At 63.5% G+C, this 19,881-nt stretch carries 12 protein-coding genes; 5 read left to right on the top strand and 7 right to left on the bottom strand.

Going from position 1 to position 19,881, the window contains the following annotated elements; all coding sequences use genetic code 11:
* Positions 1-142 precede the first annotated feature (142 nt).
* Positions 143-1,780 (top strand): acyl-CoA synthetase, encoded by a 1,638-nt coding sequence (locus NMG70_RS15515; protein ID WP_254025345.1) that lies wholly within the window; start codon positions 143-145, stop codon positions 1,778-1,780.
* Between the two features lie 560 nt (positions 1,781-2,340).
* Here NMG70_RS15515 and NMG70_RS15520 read toward each other — a convergent pair.
* The gene (locus tag NMG70_RS15520) at positions 2,341-2,694 is read right to left on the bottom strand and encodes a VOC family protein (RefSeq protein WP_254025346.1); all 354 of its coding nucleotides are present in this window, start codon (positions 2,692-2,694) and stop codon (positions 2,341-2,343) included.
* Between the two features lie 309 nt (positions 2,695-3,003).
* Between NMG70_RS15520 and NMG70_RS15525 the strand changes: the two genes are divergently transcribed.
* The 4 genes from NMG70_RS15525 (at position 3,004) to NMG70_RS15540 (ending at position 9,788) form a co-directional block, all read left to right on the top strand.
* Positions 3,004-3,612 carry a TetR/AcrR family transcriptional regulator gene (locus NMG70_RS15525; protein WP_254025422.1) on the top strand — a complete coding sequence of 203 codons (609 nt, stop codon included), beginning with the start codon at positions 3,004-3,006 and terminating at the stop codon, positions 3,610-3,612.
* An 80-nt stretch (positions 3,613-3,692) separates the two neighbouring features.
* Entirely contained in the window at positions 3,693-4,832 is a 1,140-nt protein-coding gene (locus NMG70_RS15530; protein ID WP_436798395.1) for an efflux RND transporter periplasmic adaptor subunit, read from the top strand.
* Positions 4,833-5,078: 246 nt separating this feature from the next.
* On the top strand, positions 5,079-8,225 hold the full coding sequence (locus NMG70_RS15535) for an efflux RND transporter permease subunit (RefSeq protein ID WP_254025348.1): 3,147 nt from the start codon (positions 5,079-5,081) through the stop codon (positions 8,223-8,225).
* Between the two features lie 69 nt (positions 8,226-8,294).
* Positions 8,295-9,788, top strand: coding sequence for an aldehyde dehydrogenase family protein (locus tag NMG70_RS15540; RefSeq protein ID WP_254025349.1), 1,494 nt, complete (start codon positions 8,295-8,297; stop codon positions 9,786-9,788).
* A 261-nt stretch (positions 9,789-10,049) separates the two neighbouring features.
* Here the strand turns inward: NMG70_RS15540 and NMG70_RS15545 are convergent, their stop codons facing one another.
* The 6 genes from NMG70_RS15545 to NMG70_RS15570 form a co-directional block, all read right to left on the bottom strand.
* Positions 10,050-11,759, bottom strand: coding sequence for a trimethylamine N-oxide permease (locus NMG70_RS15545; RefSeq protein WP_254025350.1), 1,710 nt, complete (start codon positions 11,757-11,759; stop codon positions 10,050-10,052).
* 284 nt (positions 11,760-12,043) lie between these two features.
* Positions 12,044-14,413 (bottom strand): trimethylamine N-oxide demethylase, encoded by a 2,370-nt coding sequence (locus NMG70_RS15550; RefSeq protein WP_254025351.1) that lies wholly within the window; start codon positions 14,411-14,413, stop codon positions 12,044-12,046.
* Between the two features lie 259 nt (positions 14,414-14,672).
* On the bottom strand, positions 14,673-15,302 hold the full coding sequence (locus tag NMG70_RS15555) for a sarcosine oxidase subunit gamma (RefSeq protein WP_254025352.1): 630 nt from the start codon (positions 15,300-15,302) through the stop codon (positions 14,673-14,675).
* Positions 15,295-18,279 carry a sarcosine oxidase subunit alpha gene (locus tag NMG70_RS15560; protein ID WP_254025353.1) on the bottom strand — a complete coding sequence of 995 codons (2,985 nt, stop codon included), beginning with the start codon at positions 18,277-18,279 and terminating at the stop codon, positions 15,295-15,297. The genes NMG70_RS15555 and NMG70_RS15560 overlap by 8 nt, the downstream gene beginning before the upstream one ends.
* Positions 18,279-18,554, bottom strand: coding sequence for a sarcosine oxidase subunit delta (locus NMG70_RS15565; RefSeq protein WP_254025354.1), 276 nt, complete (start codon positions 18,552-18,554; stop codon positions 18,279-18,281). Before NMG70_RS15565 ends, NMG70_RS15560 begins: the two co-directional genes overlap by 1 nt.
* 15 nt (positions 18,555-18,569) lie before the next feature.
* The gene (locus tag NMG70_RS15570; protein WP_254025355.1) at positions 18,570-19,823 is read right to left on the bottom strand and encodes a sarcosine oxidase subunit beta family protein; all 1,254 of its coding nucleotides are present in this window, start codon (positions 19,821-19,823) and stop codon (positions 18,570-18,572) included.
* Positions 19,824-19,881 lie beyond the last annotated feature (58 nt).

The raw sequence follows: 19,881 nt of genomic DNA on the forward strand, positions 1-19,881 counted from the left end.
CCTGTGGTTAGAAGTTGTCGATCAGACATTACAGCGCCGCGCGTCCTTTCGGACGCGCAAAGGACGCTGTAACACTTTAGATCTTGCGCATGTCCCAACAATCGATTCCGATTTTGGGGGGCATGCGCTAGCGGAGGACGGGATGGGCAATCCCTACGAACAGGATCTCGACAGGAATCCAGCCAACCACCAGCCGCTGACGCCGCTCAGCTATCTCGAGCGGGCGGCAAAGACCTATCCCGACCATGTCGCGATCATCCATGGCCGCCAGCGCACGACCTATCGCGATTTCTGGCGGCGGTCGCTGCAGCTTGCTTCGGCGCTCTCCAGGCGCGGCATCGGCAAGGGCGACACCGTCACCGTCATGCTGTCCAACACCCCGCCGATGCTGGAAGCGCATTTCGGCGTGCCGATGACCAAGGCGGTGCTGCATTCGCTCAACACCCGTCTCGATGCCGCGGTCATCGCCTTCCAGCTCGACCATGCCGAAACCAAGGTGCTGATCGTCGATCGCGAATTCGCAAATGTCGTCAGCGAGGCGCTGGCGCTGGCTAAGGTAAAACCGCTGGTCATCGACTATGACGATCCCGAATACGCCACTGACGCCCCTTATCCCAAGGGCGAGCGGATCGGCACGCTCGACTACGAGGACTTCGTCGCCGGCGGCGACGAGGTTTTCGCCTGGTCGATGCCCGACGACGAATGGGACGCGATCTCGCTCAACTACACCTCCGGCACAACAGGCAATCCGAAGGGCGTCGTCTACCATCATCGCGGTGCGGCGCTGATGGCCTACGCCAACACCATCCATGCCGGGATGGGCAAGCACGCGGTCTATCTGTGGACGCTGCCGATGTTCCACTGTAATGGCTGGTGCTTTCCATGGACGCTGGCCGTGCAGGCCGGCACCCATGTCTGCCTGCGCTGGGTGCGGCCGAAGCCGATCTACGACGCCATCGCCGACCACGGCGTCACCCATCTGTGCGGCGCGCCGGTAGTGATGTCAGTGCTGATCAACGCCAAGGACGAGGACAAGCGGCAATTTCCGCAGACGGTCACCTTCAGCACCGCCGCGGCACCGCCGCCGGAAGCCGTGCTGTCGGGCATGGCCGACGCGGGTTTTGCCGTCACCCACCTCTACGGCCTGACCGAGACCTATGGCCCGGCCGTCGTCAACGAATGGCATGGCGAGTGGGATGGGCTCGAGAAGGGCCTCAGGGCGGCCAGGAAGGCCAGGCAAGGCGTGCGCTATGCCGCGCTTGAAGATCTGACAGTGATGGACCCCAAGACGATGGAGGAGACGCCGGCCGACGGCGAGACGATCGGCGAGGTCATGTTCCGCGGCAACATCGTCATGAAGGGCTATCTGAAGAACCGCAAGGCGAGCGACGAGGCCTTCGCCGGCGGCTGGTTCCACTCGGGCGACCTCGGCGTCATGCACCCCGACGGCTACATCCAGCTCAAGGACCGCTCCAAGGACATCATCATTTCCGGCGGCGAGAACATCTCCTCGATCGAGGTCGAGGAGGCGCTCTACAAGCACGGCGCCGTCGCCTCCTGCGGCGTCGTCGCCAGGCCCGATGACAAATGGGGCGAGGTGCCGGTCGCCTATGTCGAGCTGAAGCCGGGCAGGACGGCCACCGAGGCCGAGATCATCGATCACTGCCGCGCGCTGCTCGCCCGCTTCAAACTGCCGAAAGCGGTGATCTTCGCCGAAATCCCGAAGACCTCAACCGGCAAGATCCAGAAGTTCCGGCTGAGGGAGATGGATAAGGGATAGGTGGATCAGGACCGTTACCTAAGCGGATCCAAGTCGAAGGCGAGTGGCCGAACCACGTCATCCGCATAGCCCGCGCCAAATGGCGGGGCTCCACCCTGCGAACTTGTGGGACGGGCACTGGTTCGCTGCCTGCGCGCCACCGGATTTGCACCCTTCGACTAAGCTCCTCTTCACAAGAGGATTTGGTTCTTCGACTGGGCCTGAAAGCGACTGCGGACGGTCGCTGTCGGCCGGCTTCCAGCCGCTATCTCTGACGCTGGCGATTGGCCACAGGCCACCGCGCCTTCGTCATTCCAGGGCGGAGCAAGGAGCGAAGCGACGCGGCGCAGACCCTGGGATCCATGCCGTTGCATCAGCCGAAGAATGCAACGGCCCAGAACGGCGCTTGTATCCGCAACAGCGCCAGCTAGCCTTCCACCATGACCGGCTATGCCACCATGACTGCGAGCCGGACAGCGCGGCACGATCTACATCGGCGTCACCAATGATCTCGGCCGCCGCATGCCGGAGCACAAATCCGGGCAGGGTTTCGCTTCACCAGCCGCTACGGCGTGCAGCGACTAGCGAAGATGCGAGAGCACGTTGAGCAGCTTGCCGGTCGGGTCGGCAATGAAGAAGCGTCTTACCCCCCACGGTTCGTCGGTCAAATCATAGACCACTCTGCAACCGATCTCGTTCGCGCGAAGATAAACCGCGTCGACATTGTCGACCTCGATCGACAGATCCGGCACCGGGGTGCCTGAGCCGCCCTCGCTGGCGATGCTGATCTGGGGGACGGTGGTTTCGCTGGACGCCAGCGTGACGAGCCACCCGTGATCCATGACGGCATCGAGCCCGAACAAGTCGGTATAGAACTTCCGAACATCCGGAATGCTGTCTGTTGCGATATTCGCGACGATGCGCAGCACGGTCATTCCATATCTCCTTCACAGCTTGCCATATCTCCACAGCTTGGATGACAACGCATTGCTGCGCTGCGGAGCACGTCTCGAATAAAATAAGGCGCCGATCACCCGAGCCGCAGAGTGCCGGATTGAGTCTTGAGGACCGGCGGGGTGCCTGCGCACGCAGCAGGCTTCGTTAACGCTGTTCACGCCTAGGTTGTGGCAGCAGATGTCACCTGTCGCCCAACACAGGTAACATCGCCTGTTGACAGGCGGGCCATTTCGAATTACGAGTGACGAAATTCAAAATTCGTCACTCGTAATGAGCAATGAAACATGATGCATGACACCCTCGACACGACGGCTGACCTGGTCCGGCAGGAGAATGTAGCGCGCATCCTCGATTGCGCAGAGCGGCTGTTCCGCCACTACGGCTACGGCAAGACCAATGTCGCCGACATAGCGCGTGAACTCGGAATGTCGACGGCCAACATCTACCGTTTCTTCGCCTCCAAGGTTGAGATTCACCAGGCCGTTTGCGGCCGTATGCTCGCTACCTGCTACCAACTGACCTACGACGCCTGCCACAGTCCCGGAACGGCCAGCGAAAGGCTTCGCCGCTACGTGCAAACGCATTATCAGTGGACCCGCGACACCATGCTCGACCAGGAGAAGGTGCACGAAATGGTGGTCGTGGCCATCGAACGCGATTGGCATGTTATCGAGAGGCATATCGACAGGATCCGCGGCTTGGTGGAGGAGGTGATCCGCGAGGGAATCGCAACCGGCGAGTTTGCCGACCAGGACCCGGAAGTCGCTTCACGGTGTTTCGGCGCCGCTATCATCACCCTCTGTCACCCGCAAATGGTCGCCCAGTGCCTTGCCAAGAAGAATCGGGCGATGCCGGACGAGCTTATCGAGTTTGCCATCAGGGCTTTGAAGAAATGACCGTTTCCGCCCGTCGGGCGGCGATGTCGACAATCCATCTTCAGTTCGGGAGTACGCAAGTGCCTTTGTCCAAATCCATCATGAACAGGCTGCCGTCCATTGGTCCGGCTCTGGTCGTCGTTGCGGCGCTTGGGCTCGCCGGTTGCTCGCAAGAAAAAGTGGAAGTCAAGGACATCGTCCGGCCGGTCAAGGTCGTCGAGATCGCCAAGGCGAACGACACCCGTGAGCTTTCCTACTCCGGATCGGTGCGCGCCCGCACCGAAATGAACCTCGGGTTCCGCATCAACGGCAAGATCACCGAGCGCCTGGTCGACATCGGCCAGCGCGTGAAGCCGGGCGATGTTCTTGCCCGCATCGATCCCGCCGACTACGACCTTTCGGTCAACAGCGCCGAGGCCAGCCTCGAGGCAGCCGAGCGGCAGGTCGAGACGACAGGCCTTGCCCGCCGTCGCGCCGAACAGTTGTTTGCCAAGAACTTTGCGTCGAAATCACAGCTCGAACAGGCGACGCTCAGCTATGATCAGGCGGTCGCCACCCGAAATTCCGCCCGCTCATCGCTTGACCAGGCGAAGAACCAGGTCCTCTACACCGACCTCAAGGCGGACAGGAACGGCATCGTCACGGCAGTCACCGCCGATGTCGGTCAGGTGGTCGGCCCCGGCACGCCGGTTGTGACCGTTGCCGTCGATGGCGAAAAGGAAGTGCTGATCGCCGTTCCGGAAATGGATATCGCCCAGTTCAAGCCGGGCAAGGACGTCAAGGCAAGCTTCTGGTCCGACGATGCGCTGATGCTCGACGGCAAGGTCCGTGAAGTCGCCGGCAGCGCCGATCAGCAGTCGCGTACCTTTGCCGTCCGCGTCAGCCTGCCCAACGATCCGCGCGTGCTTCTCGGCATGACCGCGAATATCGAGGCTTCGGCTGCCAACAACAGCCCGCAGAGCGTATCGATCCCGTTGAGCGCGCTGGCGCAAAGGGAAGGCCAGCAGATCGTCTGGACCGTGGACCGCAACGGCGAGACCGTCCATGCGCGTCCGATCAAGGTCGCCGAATTCACCGCCGACGGCGTGCATGTTGCCGAAGGATTGAACCCCGGCGACGTCGTCGTTGCGGCGGGCACGCAATTCATGACCGAAAATCTGAAGGTCAAGCTGACCGGCGAAGCGGTGCAGCAGTCCGCATCGGCGGACGACAATGGCGACGCCGCCAAGCGCGTGCGCTGACGGCTAGAATAAAACGGCTTTTCCTCGCATCGGCGCAAGCCGCGAGGTCAAGCGGTTCATGGTTTCCGGGCGGCAGGTGCCCGATTGTCGAGACGGCAGGTCGATGTAACCCCCCACATCGATCCTCGCGTCCCCACAGCGATGAGTGTCTCTCCGCTCGGAAAGCCTCGCCGCCCGGAAGCCAGCATTAGAAGTTCGTGGCATGCCATGTGCGTGCGCTGACGATCAGACAAATGGACTGGCGCTATGACCACCGACACCAATGAAAAGCGGCCCTTCAATCTTTCGCGCTGGGCAATCGGGCATCCGAGCATTGCGCGGTTCCTGTTCGGCCTGATCATTGTTGCCGGTGCGCTCGGCCTGATGCAAATGGGCCAGAAGGAAGACCCGGACTTCACCTTCCGCGTCATGGTCGTCCAGGCGGTGTGGCCGGGGGCCTCGATCCAGGAGATGGAGGACCAGGTCGTCAACAAGATCGAGCGCAAGCTGCAGGAAACGCCGCATCTCGATTTCGTCCGTTCCTACACGCGCGCCGGCAGCGCCATCATCACCTTGCAAGTGGAAGGCGACACCAATCCCACGCAGGTCGCGGATGCCTTTTACCAGGTACGCAAGAAGGTCGGCGATATCGCCAATGAGCTGCCTCAGGGGCTGCTTGGGCCCTACTTCAACGATGAGTTCGGCGACACTTTCATCACCCTGCATTCGATCAGCGGCGACGGCTACAGCTATCCCGAGCTGAAGAAACTAGCCATCCAGGCGCGTGACATGCTGCTGACGACGCCCGGCGTCGAGAAGGCCGTGATCATCGGCGACCAGCCGGAAAAACTCTATATCAACGTTTCGTCCAAGGTGCTTGCCGAGCGTGGCCTGACGCTCACCGATCTGCAGAACGCGATCAAGGGCCAGAACAATGTCGATCCGGCAGGCTCGGTCGATACCGGCCAGCGTTCGGTGCGCATCTCGGTCGAAGGCAACGTGACGGAGGCGGCCGACATCCGCGAACTTCGCCTGCGCGCCGGCAACCAGGTGACGCGGCTCGGCGACATCGCCACCGTGACCACGGGTCTCGAAGACCCCTATCAACGCAAATACCGCTTCAACGGCCACGACAGTGTCCAGGTCGGCGTCGTCATGGCCAAAGGCTTCAACGTCACCGATGTCGGCAAGGACGTCGAGGCGACCTATCACCGCTTCGAAGAGGCGTTGCCTTACGGCGTTTCGGTCGATCAGATCGCCGACCAGCCGGAAGTCGTCCGGGAAGCGGTAAGCGAGTTCATGAAGGCGCTTGGCGAGGCGCTGCTGATCGTGCTTGTCGTCTCATTCCTGACGATCGGCTGGCGTTCGGGTCTGGTGATCGCTATCACCATTCCGCTTGTACTGGCCGCCACCTTCGCCATCATGTACGAGATCGGCATCGATCTGCAGCGAATTTCGCTCGGCGCGCTGATCATCGCGCTCGGCCTGCTCGTCGACGACGCGATGATCGTCGTCGAAATGATGGAGCGCAAGCTCGAGGAAGGACTGGTCAAGATCGAGGCGGCGAGCTTCGCCTATACCTCGACGGCCTTCCCGATGCTGAGCGGTACCCTGATCACCACCGCCGGCTTTATCCCGGTCGGCTTCGCGGCCTCGACGGCCGGCGAGTATGTGCGCACGCTGTTCTACGTCGTCGGCATCGCGCTGGTCGTGTCCTGGTTCGTGGCGGTCTATTTCACGCCGTGGCTCGGTCACATGATCCTCAAGCAGCGAAAACACGCCGGCAAGCATCACGATGTCTTCGACACGCGCTTCTATCGCCGGCTCCGCGCCACCGTCGGCTGGTCGGTGCGCCATCGCATCATCGTGCTGGTCGTGACGCTGGTGACCTTCGCCACCAGCCTGTGGGCGTTCCAGTTCATCCCGCAGAATTTTTTCCCGCAGTCGTCGCGTCCGGAAATTCTTGTCGACCTCTGGCTGCCGGAGGGCACCAGCATCAAGGAAGTCGAGACGCAGGCGAAGGCGCTCGAAACCAGGATGATGGGCGACAAGGACAAGCGCTTCATCGCCACCTATATCGGCGAGGGCGCGCCGCGCTTCTTCCTGCCGCTCGACCAGCAGCTTCGCAATCCGAACTTCGCCCAGCTTCTGGTGATGGCCAATGACGAACCGGCCCGCGAGCGGCTCATCGTCAAGCTGCGCACCATTCTGGCCGAGGATTTCCCGTCGGTCCGCGCCAAGGTCGACCGCCTGTTCCTCGGGCCGCCCACGGGCTGGCCGGTGCAGATGCGCGTCATGGGTCCGGATCGCCAGGAGGTGCGCCGCATCGCCGACGAGGTGAAGGCAAAGTTCCAGGCAAATCCGCTGCTCGGCGCCGTCCACGACGACTGGCTGGAGCCGGTGCCCGAGATGAAACTGGTGATCGATCAGGATCGCGCCCGTGCGCTCGGCGTCACCTCGCAGCGCATCCGCCAGATACTGCAGGCGACCATGTCGGGCGCGCCGCTCGATGATTTCCGCGACGGCGAGGAGACCGTTTCGATCGTCGCCCGCGAACCGGAAGCAAGCCGTCACCTGCTGTCGGCGGTCGACTCCGTCTCTGTCCCGACGGATTTCGGTGGCTTCGTGCCTTTGTCGCAGGTCGCCAAGGTCGTCCCGGTGCTGGAGCAAGGCGTCGAGTGGCGGCGCGACCGCCTGCCAACCATCAGCGTGCGTGCCACGTTGCCGGATGGCGTGCAGTCGAACGATGTCGTCATGAAGATGTACAGCGAGATGCAGGGCCTGCGCGACGGCCTGGCACCCGGCTACAACATCGAGATCCAGGGCGGCGCCGAGGATTCGGCCGAAAGCCAGGCCTCGATTGCAGCGAAAGCTCCAATCATGCTGGCCGTCATCGTCGTGCTGCTGATGATCCAGCTGCAGCATTTCGGCAAGGCGATGCTGGTGCTGGCGACCGGTCCGCTCGGCATCATCGGTGCAGCGGCGGCACTTTTGATCAGTGGCGCGCCTTTCGGTTTCGTCGCCATCCTCGGCGTGATCGCGCTGCTCGGCATCATCATGCGCAACTCGATCATTCTGGTCGACCAGATCGACCAGGATATCGCGGCCGGCATGGAACGCTCCGAGGCCATCATCGGCTCGGCGGTCCGCCGCTTCCGGCCGATCATGTTGACGGCGCTGACGGCGGTCCTGGCGTTGATCCCGATCTCGCGCGGCGTCTTCTGGGGTCCCCTCGCCTATGCCATGATGGGCGGCATCCTCGTCGCCACGGTGCTCACCATCCTCGTCCTTCCGGCAGGCTATGCCTTGTTCTTCGGCAGGGAGCGCAAGAAGGCCGAAGATGCGGAGCAGGCGGCCGAGGCGGAGCTGGCACAAAACGACGACAGGCCGCGACTGGCTCTGGCCGCCGAATAGAGCTGTTGGCAGATGTGACGTCCAAGGATTAAATCCGCCCACCGGCAGGAGCGCTGGAGGAGGACAGTCATGACCGTAGCTCAGATACCGGCGGCGCTGCGCCAGCCGATCGACGGACGCCACCGCCAGATGTTCGTCGATGGCGCCTGGGTCGACGCCCGCTCGTTCCGCACCATGGAGACTCGCAATCCGGCCACCAGCGCGGTCATTGCCACGGTGCCGCGCGGCGACCGCCAGGATGTCGAGCTGGCAGTGGCCGCGGCGCGCAGGGCCTTCGACGGGCCGTGGAGCCGGTACAAGCCCTATGAGCGACAGGTGCTGCTGCTCAGGATCGCCGACCTCTTCGAAAAGCACTGGGAGGAGATCAGCCGCTCGGACACGACCGACATGGGCATGCCGATCGTGCGCACCCGCGCCAACCGCAACCGCGTGATCGGCATGCTGCGCTATTACGCCGGCATGGCGACCTCCCTGCATGGCGAGACGATCGAGAACTCGCTGCCGGGCGAAATCGTCTCCCTCACGCGCAAGGAGCCGGTCGGCGTCGTCGGCGCCATCATCCCCTGGAACGCACCGACGGCCGCTTCGATCTGGAAGATCGGGCCGGCGCTGGCCACCGGCTGCACGGTGGTGCTGAAACCTTCGGAAGAGGCGCCGCTGACGCCGCTTCTGATCGCCGACATCATCAACGAGGCCGGCGTTCCGCCAGGCGTCGTCAACATCGTGACGGGCACCGGCGCCGAGGCAGGCGCGGCACTTGCCGAGCATATGGGCGTCGACAAGATCGTCTTCACCGGCTCGACGGCAACCGGCCAGTCGATCGTCCGGGCGTCGGGCGGCAACCTCAAGCGCGTCTCGCTGGAGCTCGGCGGCAAGTCGCCGGTCATCGTTTGCGCCGACGCCGATCTCGACAAAGCGGTGCCGGTCGCTGCGATGTCGGTGTTCGCCAATTCCGGCCAGATCTGCATCGCCGGCTCGCGCCTGTTCGTCGAACGCTCCATCTATGACGAGTTCGTCGAACGGCTGGCGGCCTATGCCAAAAGTCTCAGGATCGGCGACGGCATCGACCCGGCGACCGAAATTGGTCCGCTCGTCTCCGAAAAGCAGCTGCAGCGGGTCTCCTTATATCTCGAAGCCGGCACGGCGGAGGGCGCGACCCTCGTCACCGGCGGCACGCGCCTAATGGAGGGGGAACTGGCCGCCGGCAATTTCGTCGCGCCGACCGTCTTTGCCGGCGTTTCGGACGACATGAAGATCGCGCGCGAGGAAATCTTCGGGCCGGTCATCTCGGCATTGCCGTTCGATACGCTCGACGAGGCGGTCGAGCGAGCCAACAACACGCCCTACGGTCTTGCCGCGGGGGTCTTCACCCAAAATCTCGCCACCGCCCACCAGCTTTCCAGGAAAATCCGTGCCGGCTCGGTCTGGGTGAACACCTATCACGCTATAGATCCGGCCGTGCCTTTCGGCGGCTACAAGATGAGCGGCTACGGCCGCGAGGGCGGTGCCGAGCACCTCGACGAGTATCTCAACACCAAGGGCGTGTTCATCAAGATCGATTGAGCGATCCGCCGAATAATGCATGTCGCGCAAAAGTGTGCAGCGGTTTTGCGAGATGCATAAAAAACAACCTAATGCGCGTCGCATGAGGCCGGTCAAACGCGACGCGCTTTAGGCCCTGAAACGAAAAACCCGCCTCGGCGGCGGGTCATCGCTGCCAATCGGCACGACAGCCAAATCACTAGCATAACTGCTGGCACAAAGCAAGAACAAACGTGCAAGGGATCGAGCGCGCATCGCGCGCTCGATCACTTGAGGCTGATGTCAGATGACGAACAGCCAGTTGGCAAGCAGCATCACCACGACGCCGGCGATCAGCGTCAGGTAGGGCAGGATGCCCGCCTTTCTGACGGCGAGATCGGATGAGGTCATGCCGAGATCAGCCAGCATGTGGTCGGGGAATTTGCCCTTGTCCTGGATGTAATGGCGGAAGCAGAACACCGGGATGATGAGGGCAGCGGTGATCAGTCCTGCCCACAGCGCCATCGGGTTCCAGACCTTTGCACCGGCGCCCATGAAGATCATGTTGACATAGGCAAGGATGGCGCCGAGGCCGAGCAACCAGCTCGGTGCCTTCCACGGCCGCGCGATATGGCCGTTGTCGATGCGGTGGATCCAGCCGGCATTGAGGTTGAGGAAGTTGAAGATGATGTAGCCGCAATTCGACACGGCGAGGATGAAGAAGAAGCTGGTTGCATCTGCCGAAGCGATGGCCAGCACGGCCAGGTTGAAGATCAGGTCGGTCCACATGGCGCGGGTCGGGGCGCCATGCTCGTTGACGTGGCTGAGATAGCGCGGCAGCCAGCCGTCGACCGAGCCCTGATAGAGCGTGCGCGAGGACCCCGCCATCGCTGTCATGATGCACAGCACCAGGGCCAGGATCATCAGCATCACCAGAAGGCTATGGATCAGCTGTCCGCCGCCTACCATCCCGGCCAGGGCATCGGCAACACCGGAGCCGTCGACTATCGGGGTCGCCAGCATGCCGTTCAAGCCGAGCACGCCCTGGAAGGTGAACGGCACCAGGATGAACAGCAGCATGCACAGCAGGCCGGAATAGAAGATCGCCGTGAAGGTGTCGGTGCCGGGGTTCTTGAACTCGGACGTGTAGCAGACGGCGGTCTCGAAGCCGTAGGTCGACCAGGCGGCGATGAACATGCCGCCGAGAACGAGCGTCCAGCCGGCAATGTTCCAGGCACCTGGCTCGGGCGCATAGGCGGCCGCCAGCGGCACCAGCGGCGAAAAGTTCGCCCAGTCGATCTGGCCGGTGACGATCGGCACGACGCCGACGATCAGCATCGGAATGATGACGAGCAGGCCGATATATTTCTGCACGTTGGCCGTGCCCAGGATGCCGCGATGCTGGATGGAGAAGATGATCAGCATCAGCACGGCGCCGATGAAGAAGGTGGCGTTGAAGGTGAAGGAGACCGGACCCAGCGTGTGACCGTAGAGCGTCCAGTTGCGGATCGCCGGTGTGGCGGCGGCGCTCACCGCCGCGATGGCATCGGCGGCACCCGCCCCAGCATTAGCCGCTATATAGGCGACGACTTCCGGCGAGGTGTCGGTAAACAGCGGCACCGGCGCCAGCGCGTTGAGGATGTAGGCGGCGGCGATCGAGCAGCCGAGCGACAGCACCGGCGACCAGGCGAACCAGTTGCACCACACCGACAGCGGCGCGATGAACTTGGAATAACGCAGCCAGGCGGTGGCGCCGTAGATCGAGGCGCCGCCGGATTTGTTCGGGAACAGGCCGGCGATTTCGGCATAGGTGAAGGATTGCAGGAAGCCCATGATCATGGACACCGTCCAGATCAGGAACGCCAGTTTGCCGGTCGTGCCGGCAATGCCGCCGATCGAAAACAGGACAAGAGCGGGAACGCCGCTTGCCACCCAGAAGGCGCCGCGCCAATCGATATTGCGGTGCAGCTGCCCTTCGGCAGGCGGCACCAGGGCAGAGACTATCGTGCTCATATACGTGGATTCCCCATTTTTGATGTTCCCCATCGGCGACGGCCGAGACCTCGCGATGCGTCACCGGCGCACGCGTTGAACGACCTCAGGCTTTTCCGCTCAGTAGTATTTTTTTCTTGCTAGTGAAGATTGATCCGTCACGCTTTCACGTCAAGCGTTTTGTGAAGCTGTGCACATCGCAGGTGCGGAACACGCGCCGGCGGCACGCGCCGCCAGGTGATTTCAGAGGAGGAATCGACTTTGCACAGGGATGACTTGCGCCATTCGCGATCCTTGAACCGCCGTCAGGAGCGCGGTCTGGTCTTTTGCGGATCGTAGTGGGCGAAGGGCACGACGCGCGCCGGCAGCCGCTTGCTGTGGCCGTCGAGCTTGCCGATCTCGACCTCGGTGCCGATCGCGGAATGGGTGACGTCGAGCCTGGCCAGCGCGATGGTCTTGTTCAGCACCGGCGAACGCATGCTCGAAGTGATTTCGCCGATCTGGGCGCGGCCGACATGGATGCAATCGCCATGGCCGACCGCGACATTGGCGTCGATGTCGAGGCCGACCAGCTTCCTCTGCGGGTTTTCCTTGCGCCGGATCAGCGCCTCGCGCCCGATGAAATCGTCGGCCTTGGTCTTCAGCGGCACGGTGAAGCCGATGCCGGCCTCAAACGGATCGGTCTGGTCGGAAAATTCATAGCCGGCAAAGATCAGCCCGGCCTCGATGCGCACCATGTCGAGCGCCTGCAGCCCCATCGGCTTCAAGCCATGCGGCTGGCCGGCCTCCCAGATGGCGTCGAACACCCTTTCGGCGTCGCGCGGATGGCACCAGATCTCGTAGCCGAGTTCGCCGGTGTAGCCGGTGCGCGAAACGACGACGGGAATGCCGTTGCCGCCGCCGATGCGGGCGACGGCGAATCGGAACCATTCGAGTTCCTCGATCGACGGCTGCAACGGCGAGGTCCAGATGATTTCTTTAAGGATGTCGCGGCTCTTCGGTCCTTGCACGGCGACATTGTGCATCTGGTCGGTCGACGAGCGCACCAGCACGTTGAGGCCGAGGCTCGTCGCGGTGTCGCGCAGCCATTCGCCGGAAAGATCGTCGCCGCCGACCCAGCGGAAATTGTCCTTGCCGAGCCTGAGCAGCGTGCCGTCGTCGATCATTCCGCCATGCTCGTAGCAGATGGCCGAATAGACAACCTGGCCGACGCCGAGTTTCTTGATGTCGCGGGTCAGCGTGTATTGCAGCAGCGCTTCGGAATCCGGGCCGGTGACCTCGAATTTGCGCAGCGGCGACAGGTCCATGATCACGGCGGCCTGCCGGCAGGCCCAGTATTCGTCGATCGGACCCGCTTTGGCGAAGGAATTGGCCAGCCAATACCCCCTGTACTCGACGAAGTTGCGGGTGTGCTTGGCAAAGCTCGAATGAAATGATGTCTCGCGGGTCATTTTCGGTTCCGAATCGGGCGTCATGCGTCTGGCGATCGCTCGCGAGAATTTGTGCTGACCGGAATAGGTCCGCACATGGATGTCGGTCAGGTTCCAGCCATTGGCCGGCGTTGTGTCGTCGGGACAGGCCGACGAGACGCAGACGATGTCGGTAAGCGCGCGCAGCAGCACATAGTCGCCAGGCCGCGACCATGGCTCGTCGGAAACCATGACGCCATGCGCGTCGATCGCCGTGTTGAAGAAGAAATTGATCGCCATCCAGCCGGCGCGGGGGTTCACTCCCTTGTCGGCAAGCGCCCGGTTGAAATTCTCCGAGCAGTTGGGATGACCGGGATAGCCGATGTCGTCGTAATATTTGGCGGCGCAGGCGAGCGCGAAGGCGTCGTGCCGGCCGCATGTGTCCTGCACCACCTCGACCAGCGGCTCCATGTCCTGGTCGTAATATTTCGAGTGCAGGCCGGGCATCGGATAGTTAGAGCCCATCAGCGTGCGGGTCGTCGTCACGTCGAGCGGGTGGTCGCGTCCCTTGTCGAGCTTGCGCGCCGAAAAACACTGGAAGTCGGTGCATTGGCGCCCGTCGACATCGATGATCTGCAGATAGTCGCCGGCTTTGACGAAGTAGGATTCCGCGGTCGCCGAATGGACACGCAGGTCGAGCACCGGGTCGGCGAGCGGGTCGCCAAGCCTGGACTTCGCCGCCGGACGGATCGTCGCGCGCCGGACGATGACGCTGAGCGGCGTAGCCGTGTCGTGGCCATTGACGAGCATCGGCCCTCCCGGTGCGGCAATGAGCATCGAGCCGTTGCGGACGACAGCAAAACTTTGTTCGGTGCCGGCCGGAGTGGCGCCACCGAAGACACGAACCGCCTTTGGTTGATCGAGTTGCACCTGGCGTCGCTCCAGCCCCCGGCGCAAGGAAGCGAGGCTGTCGTCGCCATCCGCCAGCAGCGCCTTGATGCCGGCGGCATTGCTGTTCGATTTCTCGCTGAAAATGTCGGCGTCGGTCGCGCCGCTTTTGTCCCATGCCAAAAGCTCGCAGGCTTGCCCGCCTTCGACATTGTGCACGCTGATCGTGTCGCCGGCCTCGACGTCGATAAGCACCGCGCCATTGCCGTGAACGAAATAGCGCTCCATGCCAGCCGGCAGCGCGATCTGGCCGGGCCGCAGGATCAGGCTCGGCCGGGGCGGTCCGGCGGCGACGGCGGGGTAGGGCGACTGGCTCATCTCAACCCCAGTTTCAAGTTTGCCTGTACGTGAAATTATTTTAGCGGCAAGAATAGCAGTGCTTGGAGTTTTGGCAAGCCGGAGCGACTAGGCGCGGCTCTCCCTTCTCCCCTTGTGGGAGAAGGTGGCCGAGCGCAGCTCGGTCGGATGAGGGGTGCTCCAGCTTGGCATCGGCCGCACTCCATCCAACACCCCTCAACCGTCTTGGCGCTACGCGCCAATCCACCTTCTCCCACAAGGGGAGAAGGGGAAGCAACCGCTACCCCAATTCCTCAGAAAGCCCGATGTCGACGCCATACTCTGCGGCGGCGTCGAGCATCGTGCGCCACAGGCTTTCCGCGAAACTTGCAAGCACCAGTACATTGAACACCGGCTGCCCGTCCGGCCGGTCATTGCCGCGCCAGAAATTGACGCTGGTATGGTCGATCGACGTCGCGGCAGCGGCGCCGATCGGAAACGCCGTCGGGTGCAAATCGATCGACGACAATTTCGCCAGCATGGTGCGCGCCTTGGCTCCCGCGACGCTGATCAGGGCGCGCGCATGCGACTGGTCGGACAGCGAGGCGGACTGCGAAAACGCATGGCTCAAAATGTCCATCGCGTGCTTGCCGCTCTTGGACAGGACGAGGAACTGATCCGGTCCCGACCAGATGAGCGTCACATCCGAAGCGCTGACCGCCTTCGGCACAGCCGGAGCCGCCACGCCGAAACGGGCTGTGGCGGCGCTTGCCAGTTCCGCCCCTTTGCCGCGCCGCGCCATGATCTGGATCAGGTTGAAATTGCGAACTTCGGTGAGCGAAATGCCCGACGCGACGTCGCGCGCGCCATGGGCGCCCACGACAAGTGCGTGCTCCAGCGGACTGCGAGAAAGCCACGAAAACTCAGCCACGCTGGCGCCCTCCATCCGGATCGTAGAAGACGGGATTGCACAGCTCGACATCGTAGCTCTCGCCGCGCAGCGGATCGTGCGCATGGACGATCTCGCCGATGCGCTCGCGGCCGCGCTCGACAAGCGCTAGGCCGATCCACTGGTCGAGCGTCGGCGAGAAGCAGACCGACGTGACATAGCCCTGGTCGTTGGCGGAACCCGGTATCTCGCCCTTCGGAATGACATGTGCGCCGGAGCGCAGGCGGCGCGTCTTGTCGGTCGGCTTGATACCGACCACGACCTGCCGATCCGCTGCCGCCAGCGCCTCGCGCCCGGCCATGACGCGGCCGATAAAATCCTTCTTGGTCGACATCATCTTGGCCAAGCCGAGGTCGGCGGCCGTCGTCGTGCCGTTCAGTTCCGGTCCGGCGACATGGCCCTTTTCGATGCGCATGACGCCGAGCGCCTCGGTGCCGTAGGGTGTGGCGCCGAATTGTTTGCCGGCTAGCATCAGGTTGCGCACCAGCGCGTTGCCGAAGCGGGCCGGAACGGAGATCTCGAACGCCATCTCGCCGGAGAACGAAATTCGGAACAGCCGCGCCCTGATGCCGCCGCGAAGCGCGACTTGCCGCGCGCCCATGAATGGAAACCCCTCGTTCGAGAGGTCCTCGGATTCCTCAACGAGTTGTTTCAGCAACGCCCGCGCGCTCGGCCCGGCCACCGAGAATTGCGCCCACTGGTCGGAGACCGACGTCAGTTGCACGTCGAGCTCAGGAAACAGCACCTGCCGGCAGAATTCGAGATGCTGCATCACTGGCCCGGCCTTGGCGGTAGTGGTGGTCAGGAAATAGTGATCCTCGGCCAGCCGCGACGTGGTACCGTCGTCATAGACCATGCCGTCCTCGCGCAGCATCAGCCCATAGCGGGCTTTTCCCACAGCAAGATTGGAGAAGGTGTTGATGTAGACGCGGTCGAGGAAGGCGCCGGCATCCGGTCCGTGTACGTCGATCTTGCCAAGCGTCGAGACGTCGCAGAAGCCGACGCCAGAGCGCACCGCCTTGACCTCGCGCGTGACCGATTCCAGCCAGTCCTTCTCGCCGGCGCGCGGATACCATTGCGCGCGCTTCCACAGGCCGGTGTCGACGAACACCGCGCCCTGTTCGGCTGCCCAGTGATGCGACGGCGTCAGCCTTGTCGCATGGAAGTTCTCGTCGCGATGATGGCCGGCAAACGCGCCGATGGCGACCGGCAGATAGGGCGGACGATAGATCGTCGTGCCGGTTTCGGGAATGGATTTGCCAGATACCGCCGCCATGATGGCGAGGCCGGCGACGTTCGAGGTCTTGCCCTGGTCGGTGGCCATGCCGAGCGTCGTATAGCGCTTGAGATGCTCGACCGATTCAAAGCCTTCGCGCTGCGCCAGTTCGATGTCCGACGCGGTGACGTCATGCTGGTAGTCGACAAAGGCTTTCCCTTTGCCGGCGACATGCCAGAGCGGGGTCAGCAAAAAAGCCTCGTCGTCGGCGACTGGCGGCGTGCCGGTATTGCCGTTGTGTCCGGCGCTCTGTGCCGCTGCCGCACCGGCGGCGAATCCCTGTCGCAAGCAGGCGCCGAGGCCGAAGGCGCCGTTGGCGGCACCGGCGGCCACCATACCCGGAGGCGCGCCGTCCGGCACGAAGGCCGATATATCGTCCTGCCATTTCGGCCGGCCGCGATGATAGGACGTCAGCCCGACCGCCGGGTTCCAGCCGCCGGAAACGGCAAGCCCGTCGGCTTCGACCTCAGCGCGTGCGCCGCCGGCGAGCGCCACCAAGATTTTCCGAACGCCGTCCTTGCCGCCGTCCACCCCGCTGACGGAACCGTTCAGCACGGGAAAGCCGGTTTTGCCGGCAAGCGCGCGATGCGCGGCAGACACGTCCGGCCGTGCGTCGACGACCGCCGCGATCTGCAATCCGGCGCCAAGTGCCGTCTCGACCGTGCGCCAGCCATCCTCATTGTTGGTGAACAGCGCGATCCGCCTTGTAGGGGTCGCCGCATAGCGCGCGACATAGGTCCGCACCGCCGAAGCCATCATCACGCCGGGCGTGTCGTTGCCGGCAAAGACGATCGGCCGTTCGATGGCGCCGGCGGCAACGACACAGCGTTTGGCTACGATCCGCCACAGTCGCTGGCGCACCTGATGCTCCGGCGGCGAGGGCAGATGGTCGTTGACCCGTTCGATCGCGCCATAAGTGCCGCCATCATAGACGCCGAACAGCGTCGTGCGGCTCATGATGCCGACGTCGGGCAGCGTGGCGAGTTCGGCCAGGGTGCCCGAAATCCATTCCGCCGCCGGCATCCCGTCGATCGTGCCGCCGTCGGCAAGCAGGCGGCCGCCGAGCGCAAAATCTTCCTCGCACAGGATGACGCGGGCACCAGATCGGCCGGCGGCGAGTGCTGCCCCCAGCCCGGCCGGGCCGGAGCCGGCGATCAGCACGTCGCAATACGCCCAAGCCTTGTCGTAATGGTCGGGATCGGCGACGCCAGCTGCGCGTCCGAGACCTGCGGCGCGGCGGATCGCCGGCTCGTAGATTGCTTCCCAGAATTTCGCCGGCCACATGAAGGTCTTGTAGTAGAAGCCGGCGACGAAGATCGGCGAGAACAGTTGGTTCACTGCCATCAGATCGTGGCGCAGCGACGGCCAGCGGTTCTGGCTGGCCGCTTCCAGCCCGTCATAAAGTTCTGTCGTGGTCGCCTTGGTGTTCGGCTCGCGCCGCGCGCCCGTCCGCAGTTCGACCAGTGCGTTGGGCTCTTCCGAGCCTGATGTCAGGATGCCGCGCGGCCGGTGGTATTTGAACGAGCGGCCGACCAGCTTGACGCCGTTGGCGATCAGCGCCGAGGCCAGCGTGTCGCCCTGGAAGCCGGCAAAGGTTTTGCCGTCGAAGCGAAAATTCAGCGGCGCCGAGCGGTCGATGAGACCGCCGCTCTCCAGCCGGTGCGACTGCGCGTGACTGACCATCAGGCGCCAACCTTAGCGGCACCAACACCCGCCGCCGGCTCGACCGAGGAAATCTCATGCGTCAGCGTGTTGCGGGTGACCTTCAGCCAGGCCCGGCAGCCGCCAGCATGGTACCAATGTTCGCTCATCGCACCGGCAATGTTGTCGCGTAGATAGACATAGTCGAACACGTCGTCTTCCGAGGCGCCGGCTGCCGGACGCGCCGGCTTGGCGTCGCCGAGATAGGTGAACTCGCCGAGTTCGCGTTCGCCGCAGAAGGGACAGACAATACGCATGCTTTTGGGCCGTCCTCAGTGCAGGTTCGGTTGGGCGCCGACGCCCTTTTCATCGATCACAGCACCCCGCCGGAACCGGTCGAGGCGGAACCGCGCCGCCTCCTTGTGCAGTTCGTCGCGGGCCAGAAGATGGGCAAAGACAAGGCCGGAGCCGGGCGTCGCCTTGAAGCCGCCATAGCACCAGCCGGCATTGAGATAGAGCCCGTCCACCGGCGTCTTGTCGATGATCGGCGAACCGTCCATCGACATGTCCATGATGCCGCCCCATTGGCGCAACAGGCGCACGCGGCCGATCATCGGCATCAGCGCCATGCCGCCCTCGCAGACGTCTTCCATGACCGACATGTTGCCGCGCTGGGCATAGGAATTGTAGCCGTCTATGTCGCCGCCGAAGACCAGCCCGCCCTTGTCGGACTGGCTGACATAGAAATGGCCGGCGCCGAAGGTCATGACGTTGGGGATCAGCGGCTTGATCGCCTCGGAGACGAAGGCCTGCAGCACATGGCTCTCGATCGGCAGGCGCAGTCCAGCCATCGCCGCGACGCGCGACGAACTGCCGGCGACGGCCATGCCGACCTTGCCGGCGCTGATCTTGCCGCGCGATGTTTCGACCCCGGTCACCTTGCCGTTGGCATCGCGCACGAAGCCCGACACCTCGCAATTCTGGATAATGTCGACGCCGAGCGCGCTTGCCGCATGGGCGTAGCCCCAGACCACGGCGTCGTGGCGTGCCGTGCCGCCACGCCGCTGCAAGAGGCCGCCTTGCACGGGAAAGCGTGCATTGTCGAAGTTCAGGAACGGCATCATCTTCTTGACCGCCGAGAGGTCGAGCAGTGCGGCATCGATGCCGTTGATGCGCATCGTGTTGCCGCGCCGCGCATATGCGTCGCGCTGCGCATCGGAATGGTAGAGGTTGATGACCCCGCGCTGGCTGACCATCGTGTTGTAGTTGAGGTCCTGCTCCATTCGCTCCCACAGCTTCATCGACAGCTCGTAGAAGCCGGTGTTGCCGGGCAGCCCGTAATTGGAGCGAATGATGGTGGTGTTGCGGCCGGCATTGCCGGAGCCGATCCAGCCTTTTTCCAGCACGGCGACGTTCCTGATGCCGTATTCGCCGGCCAGGAACCACGCCGTCGCCAAGCCGTGGCCACCACCGCCGATGATCACCACGTCGTAGTGATCCTTCGGGCTGGCGTCGCGCCAGGTGCGCTGCCAGGTCTTGTGGCCGGAAAACGCGGCGCGGGCGAGGGAAAAGATCGAGTACTTCATAAATCTATTCCGAGGTCGCTCGCGCCACGCAGGACCTTTCTTGACGCATCGGATTTGT

The sequence above is a fragment of the Mesorhizobium ventifaucium genome (assembly GCF_935822925.1).
GTDB classification, from domain to species: domain Bacteria; phylum Pseudomonadota; class Alphaproteobacteria; order Rhizobiales; family Rhizobiaceae; genus Mesorhizobium; species Mesorhizobium ventifaucium.